Genomic DNA, 6,242 nt, shown 5'->3' on the forward strand with positions numbered 1-6,242 from the left:
CTTATGTATTCCTACCTACCGATTACTCAGGGCCTTTTGTTGGTGGTTAGTATTTGATAGCCATGGCGCTTTTCTTGAAAGGTGCCCCTTCCCCCTGTGATTGAACGGAGCTGGATCGTGTACCCTGACATCTCGCTCTCTGGTACAAGTGCCGAGATAGCAACGAGGTCGCCATCGAGGTTTTCTGTCCCAAGTACTTGGGCTCTCTTAGAGCTTAGGTCGCCAAGGACATCCCCTTGAAACCTAGAAGGAACGTGCACTACAACCTCGGCGACAGGTTCGAGAACTACGGGCTCAGCGAGTGAAACAGCGTTCTTTAGTGCCAGTGCTCCAGCTAGCTTAAAGCTCATCTCTGATGAGTCGACGGGATGGTACTTTCCATCTATCACTCGAACCAAAATATCTACGATCGGGTATCCGTTGGGCCCTCCTGACTCCATGGCTTCCAACACCCCTTTTTCGACGGCGGGGATGAAGTTCTTGGGAATTGCCCCCCCTACCACCTCGTCAACAAAGCGAAACCCCTCTCCTCGAGGCAAAGGTTCGATCGTTAGGTTTACGACTCCGTACTGCCCATGGCCGCCGCTTTGTTTCTTGTGCTTACCCTCGGCGGATGCGCTTTTAGTTATGGTCTCAAGGTACTCGATCTCTGGTTGGTCAAACGTTGCGGAGATCTTTGTTCTTCTTTGTACCTTCTCCAAGACGTTAGCGATATGGGAGTCACCTATACCTTGGCACGTTATGCGATGCGAACGCTCCTCTCGGCCAACTAAGAGAACAGGCTCTTCCTCGGCGATCTTTAGAAGTGCGCCGAAGAGCTTCTCATCGTCGTTCTTGTTAGGTGTGGTCACTACTACCTTGTACGTGGGCAGTGGAAGATTAAGAGGGGGTAGTGGAGACTGGTCTGGGCGTAGCCCAAGTGTGTCTGAGGTGTGAAGCGAGGCCTGTTTGTTTACAAAGACGACGTCCCCTTTCATCGCTGACTTTAGTGGTATCGATTCGTGCCCTACCCTTTGATAGATGCCGTGAAGTTTCTCGATGCTATGGTTGGTTAGATTGACGTAGGTGTCATCGGATTTGAGTTCTCCTTGAAACACCTTTATCAGGGAAACCTTACCGAGGTAGGGGTCTGAGTAGGTCTTTACAACCTGCGCCAAGAGCTCTTCCTCTTTGATGGGTGGTTTTGGAGATGGACCCAGTTCTATCAGATATTTAATGAGTAGGTCGACCCCAACCTGTCTCGTCGAGCTGCAGCACAGAGCCGGGAAGACCTTTCGCTCTCTCACGCGCTTGGCAAGAAGAGCCTCGACAGTATCTGGACACGGCTCTTCGCCTTCTAGGTATCTCTCCATCAAAGCGTCGTCTTCTTCTATTGCATCTTCGACGAGGTGTTCGTGTTCGTGGTGTTCTATGGGGAGCTGTTCGTCAGGGATAGCTTCCGTTTTCCGGGCATCTGGGGTGTATCTTGTTGTGTTTTCGAAGAGAACGTCGGTTACGGCGCTAAACGCAGCTTCTTGACCCACGGGGATGTCTATAACGTCGATAGTTGGGCTAAGCACATCACGGAGTTTGGATATCGTAGCCAAGAAGTCAGCGTTCTCCCTATCTAGTTTGGTGACGCATAGAAGCACCGGGAGTTTGTTCTCACTTGCGAGGGACCAGAGTCGATGCGTATCGGGGCCTATTTCATCGGCTGCCGAAACCGTAAGCACTACCATCTCGCTAGCGGCTAGTGCTGGAGCTACCTCTGCGGCAAAGTCCGGTGAACCTGGTGTGTCAAATAAGTTGATCTTGACCCCGCCTACCTCAAGGGTGGTAACCGCCAACGTAGTGGAGTGGTGATGAGCTATCTCCTCTGCTTCGGTGTCGGATAAGGTGTTGCCTTCTGTCACGGACCCTTTTTTGGATATTGCCTTTGCCTCAAAGGCAAGTGCTTCAACTAGTGAAGTTTTTCCGCTCCCGACCTGTCCGACTACTGCCACGTTGCGAACGTCTGAACTTTCATAGCTCTTCATCACACACCTCGCTGACTAGGCGTTAGGCGTTTGGCCCAACGAGGTCACCCTCAAGGCTAAAGATATCAAAGTTTTGTGCTATCCTGTTAGCCGTACAAGGAATTATTTTGACAGATCGATGTACCACCGATCTGAACATGGGTTGAGAAGGACAAAGTCTCGACACACTAGGGAGTCGGTAGCTGGTGTTTGACGGAAATTTGAGAACAGAGGTCGATAGGGTAACGAGGCCTCTGGGTAAGTCTCTGGCGCGCATGGGGGTGACCGCAGATACCCTAACCGCCTTGGGAGTTGCGTTCTCACTGGTAGCGGGTGGGCTGATTGTAACTGGGCATCTCTTTCTAAGCGTGATTGCCGTGGCTGCAGCGGGTGTCCCCGATCTCTTAGACGGACCGGTGGCCAAGGTTACCGCTGCCACCTCCAAGCGTGGAGCGTTCATAGACTCCTTCGCCGATCGAATCAGTGATTTTATAATATTTGGTTCTCTCGGATGGTTCTATCTCGACCGCCACAACACCGCAATGACACTCGTTTCCTTTGCGTCGTATGGTATGGCGTCGTTCATCTCGTACCAGAGGGCAAAGGCGGAACTCTTAGGGTTTAACGCTAAAGGTGGACTCATGGAGCGAGCCGAGAGGGTGTTCTTGGTCATAGTTGGACTGGCATTCTCAGCCGTACTGTCCTATGTGCTGATCTTCATACTGGTCGCAAGTGCTCTTACCGTTGTCCAACGTTTCTTGAAGATCTGGGGCCAAGCCTCTAAACAGATGGATAGACCTAAGAGAGTACGTAGCAGGGTGTATGGGTCTAGACGTTCAAGGTCTAGGCGTGACACCTTGTTGGGTCGATCGGAGAAACAGATGCCTCGTCCTTATCGCAGTGGAGTTCTAGCTCGACGATCCTCTGAGGGTGTGTTGAAGAGGTTTAGAGAGACTTACAAGGGATAGTTTCCAAACTCTTCCTCGATCGGCGATGAGACGGAGATCCCCTGTATCTAGTTGTCGCTGCTATAAGGTTGGAGGTCCCCGCGCATTGTCCGGTGTTTCGGTTAGTTTAGAAAGACCATGTTTATCCGCGCTTTAGATACTCTTTGGTACCTTCGCCTTGCTGAAAGGGTACTTAGGAGGTTGTCAGCAAAGACGCATGAGACTCTTGCATTCACTGCCGGTGCCGTTGCATACATGACTTCCCCAAAGTCTAGAAGAAGGGTAGTGCGACATCATCAGCGTGTGGCATCTCTACGTCCTTTGGGCATTCTAGCTCTTGAACATCGTGTTATTCAAGCCTACAAGAACTACGCTCGTTACTGGGTGTCCCTGCTTGTGACGCCGAGTCTATCCAAGCTCGAGATCGCTTCAGAAGCTAGAGTTACCAATCTCCACTACCTAGAAGAGGTGCTAGAACGGGGTATGGGAGCTCTGGTAGTTTCTCCGCACATCGGAAACTGGGACTTCGGAGCCGGATGGTTTGCCTCAAGAGGTGGACGAGTGGCTGCAGTAACGGAGGAGCTTGAGGATCCAGATCTAAAGGAGTGGTTCTGGCGAGACCGAAGGGGAATGGGGATTGAGCCGATCTACCCAGGGAAAGCTACGACTGCCTCTATCCTGGGGGCGCTTAAAGATAACTACGTAGTAGCTTTGGTCTCAGATCGCGACATAACAGATACAGGAGTAGAGGTGACTCTCTTGGGGGAGAAGGTTCAGATACCGGGTGGGCCTGCGGTCCTGTCCCTTAGATCAAAGACGCCCATCCTGCCTTGTGCGATCTTTATGACCTCCCACCTTGAGCACAACATAGTCTTTTACCGCCCGATCTATCCAGAGACAATACAAGGGAGTAACCTAAAGCAAAAGGTCGAGTTCTTGACCCAACTAATAGCTGACGCTATGGGCGATATGATACATACAGCTCCAGAGCAATGGCTCGCCTTTGTTCCACTAAAGGGTGAAGAGATACCTTGACCTTGAGGTTGACACGGTCTAACCCTTACTCAGACAACTTTGCTGGCCTTTAGTTGCTCTAACAGCCATTTTATAACGTTGTCGCTCTGATTTAGTGTCATGGAGATATGCCCCTCTTCTACAAAGTAGGCAAACTGTGCGCCGGGAATGTGGTCCTTGAGCCATACACCGTGAGATGGTGGAACCATGAGGTCCTTTTCACCTTGAAATATCCGAATAGGAACCTTTATCTCCTCTACATCAAAGCCCCAGGATTTTACAAACGCCAGGTCGTCGTCGATCCATCCTTCTATACCCGAAGACAAAGCACCCCTAAAGTTCTCAACTATCTCCTCACCTAGTACCGTTACCGCCTCGACGTCGACCTTGGACAGTAAAGATTCAAGTCCATCTAAAAGGCTCTGAAGCGTCAGATCCTTGAGCTGGTGTTGGGCGGCCTCTAGGTATGTGGTAAGCTCTGGCTCTCCGAGCACAGCCGCTTGAAACTCTTCTATGTTGTCGGCACCCATGCCATCTAAAAATTCAAGATCAGGTGCTAGGTAAGGTGCTACCCCGCTTACCGATGCTGCACCTTTGACTCGACTTGGTAGTAATGCTGCGCACGCTAGAGCGTGTGGACCACCGCCTGAGACTCCATATGTGGCGAAGCTTTCGATACCAAGCCTGTCTAGAACCATTTCTACATCAGTGGCTATAGATGACACCGAACGTCCACGTTGTCTAGAAGAGCCGTGATACCCAGGCCTTGAAAGGGCCAAGAGACGCACTCCAGCTCGCTCCGCTGCCTCTCGTTCTTTGTGTGAGGGATCCCCAAACCCTGGCGTACCGTGATGAGCCACGACGACATATTCGCTTTTTAGTTCCGAGTCGAAGTAATCTATGGTTCGTCCGTCGTCGAGTTTCAAGGTTTTGTTCATAGAATTTGACGCTCCCAAGAAGATCTTTATTATCGAGCCTCATTCTATACCAACACCTGACCATAAGTTTTGCATGGACATGTAGGTAAAGAGTCGCCTCAAGTTGAGGCTTGAGGTGCTGGGGTTCTGGATGATACTCCTTATTATTTGAAGCTCCAGAGTTCTCTAGTCCGAGCGCCAAGGCTTTGTCTCTGCGCAACAACGATAAGGCTTTGATTTGGGGACGATGCGCTCCGGGGGCACGGGACTTTGTCAATAAAACGGAGGCTAGGCGATTGCAAATCCGTACATACAGCCTGCTTAGGATGGGAGAAAGACACTAATGCGCCATGGTGCAAAACCAGAGTTTCCTCTAATATCTCAAGGACATAGTTTTCAGGAGATGCCTGGGTATTAGCAACGTGGGGGTGACACGAGGTTCTTGATCGCGTCAGAGATAAACAGGGGCTTGGGAAGCAACCTTGGGCGTTGCAGATGACGTTTACAAGGGTGTGTCGTGCCAACCGCACCTCTTTTTAGGGTCGCTGGCAGCCAATTAGTGGTGATGTCGTAGGTTTCTCCTCAGCAATAGCAAAAGTGGCTGGTGAGAAGGATATCAGGCAGTCAAGGCTATGAGGGGAACGCTAGGTTATAGCGGTATGTTGAACACTGATGAGCCATTGGATGATGAAAGAACCTCTCTAGGACGTCGTGTCTTTCGTCTAATGACGGGAAGACCGCTACGGGCTAGCGAGATTCAGTCTGAAGAGATAAGCGGGTCTTCGGAAATAAGCGGTAATCCGGTGCCAAGATCGACCAGGAATCGGTAAGTTGTTGAGCGTTCTTGGGTGTATGGCCAGATTGAAGCCGTCATTTTGAGAGGTCTAGGCTACACAACCTATGAACGGGCAAGGAAAGCCAAGGGGTTCTCCATGGTGTCTCACTTATTGGGTTGGTTGGATCCTGTTACGAACCAAGTGCGCTAGAGAGCTGCGTTGTCACCGGGTAAGCGTTCCTAGTAGTGACCAGTCAGGCTTACAAGCAATTAGGAGCGCTCGGATTCTAAAGTTTGCAAAGTTTGTCATTCCAAAGGCGATGCGCTTGGGCGAGGTTGTTCATCGATTCTGTCGGGCCATTGGTCACAAAGGCACTGTGCCAGGCCAGGATCTCATCGTGCCAGCTTTTCAAGGTTCTCCCTAGTGTCCCTCCTCAGAAGTTTGCGGAGAAACAATAGGCTCCAGGTATTTCTGCATTGAAGCGAAGATCTCGTCGGCGCTCTTGGTCCAGATGAAGGGCTTGGGGTTCTCGTTCCAGTTGTCAGTCCACTCCTTGATGCCACGGGTGAGCTCGGCGACGCTGCGATGCACGCT

The 6,242-nt window shown here is 51.0% G+C and carries 4 protein-coding genes and 1 pseudogene; 2 read left to right on the forward strand and 3 right to left on the reverse strand.

Translation table 11 applies throughout. The features are described from left to right. Window positions 1-26 precede the first annotated feature (26 nt). Window positions 27-2,015 (reverse strand): elongation factor G, encoded by a 1,989-nt coding sequence (locus BUA24_RS06790; protein ID WP_072790353.1) that lies wholly within the window; start codon window positions 2,013-2,015, stop codon window positions 27-29. Between the two features lie 185 nt (window positions 2,016-2,200). On the opposite strand from BUA24_RS06790, the gene BUA24_RS06795 reads away from it, so the two are divergent. Together BUA24_RS06795 and BUA24_RS06800 are read left to right on the forward strand one after the other, a co-directional pair. Next, window positions 2,201-2,962, forward strand: a complete 762-nt coding sequence (locus BUA24_RS06795; protein WP_072790356.1) for a CDP-alcohol phosphatidyltransferase family protein — start codon at window positions 2,201-2,203, stop codon at window positions 2,960-2,962. A gap of 117 nt (window positions 2,963-3,079) precedes the next feature. Then, window positions 3,080-3,976 (forward strand): lysophospholipid acyltransferase family protein, encoded by an 897-nt coding sequence (locus BUA24_RS06800; protein WP_072790359.1) that lies wholly within the window; start codon window positions 3,080-3,082, stop codon window positions 3,974-3,976. Window positions 3,977-4,005: 29 nt separating this feature from the next. On the opposite strand, the gene BUA24_RS06805 is transcribed toward BUA24_RS06800, so the two are convergent. Both BUA24_RS06805 and BUA24_RS13385 read right to left on the reverse strand, forming a co-directional pair. Continuing rightward, window positions 4,006-4,893, reverse strand: coding sequence for an alpha/beta fold hydrolase (locus tag BUA24_RS06805; protein ID WP_072790362.1), 888 nt, complete (start codon window positions 4,891-4,893; stop codon window positions 4,006-4,008). Window positions 4,894-5,934: 1,041 nt separating this feature from the next. Continuing rightward, window positions 5,935-6,063, reverse strand: a pseudogene (locus BUA24_RS13385) (transposase); the annotation flags it as partial. Window positions 6,064-6,242 lie beyond the last annotated feature (179 nt).

The sequence above is a fragment of the Ferrithrix thermotolerans DSM 19514 genome (assembly GCF_900128965.1).
In the GTDB taxonomy this organism is placed as follows: Bacteria; Actinomycetota; Acidimicrobiia; order Acidimicrobiales; family Acidimicrobiaceae; genus Ferrithrix; species Ferrithrix thermotolerans.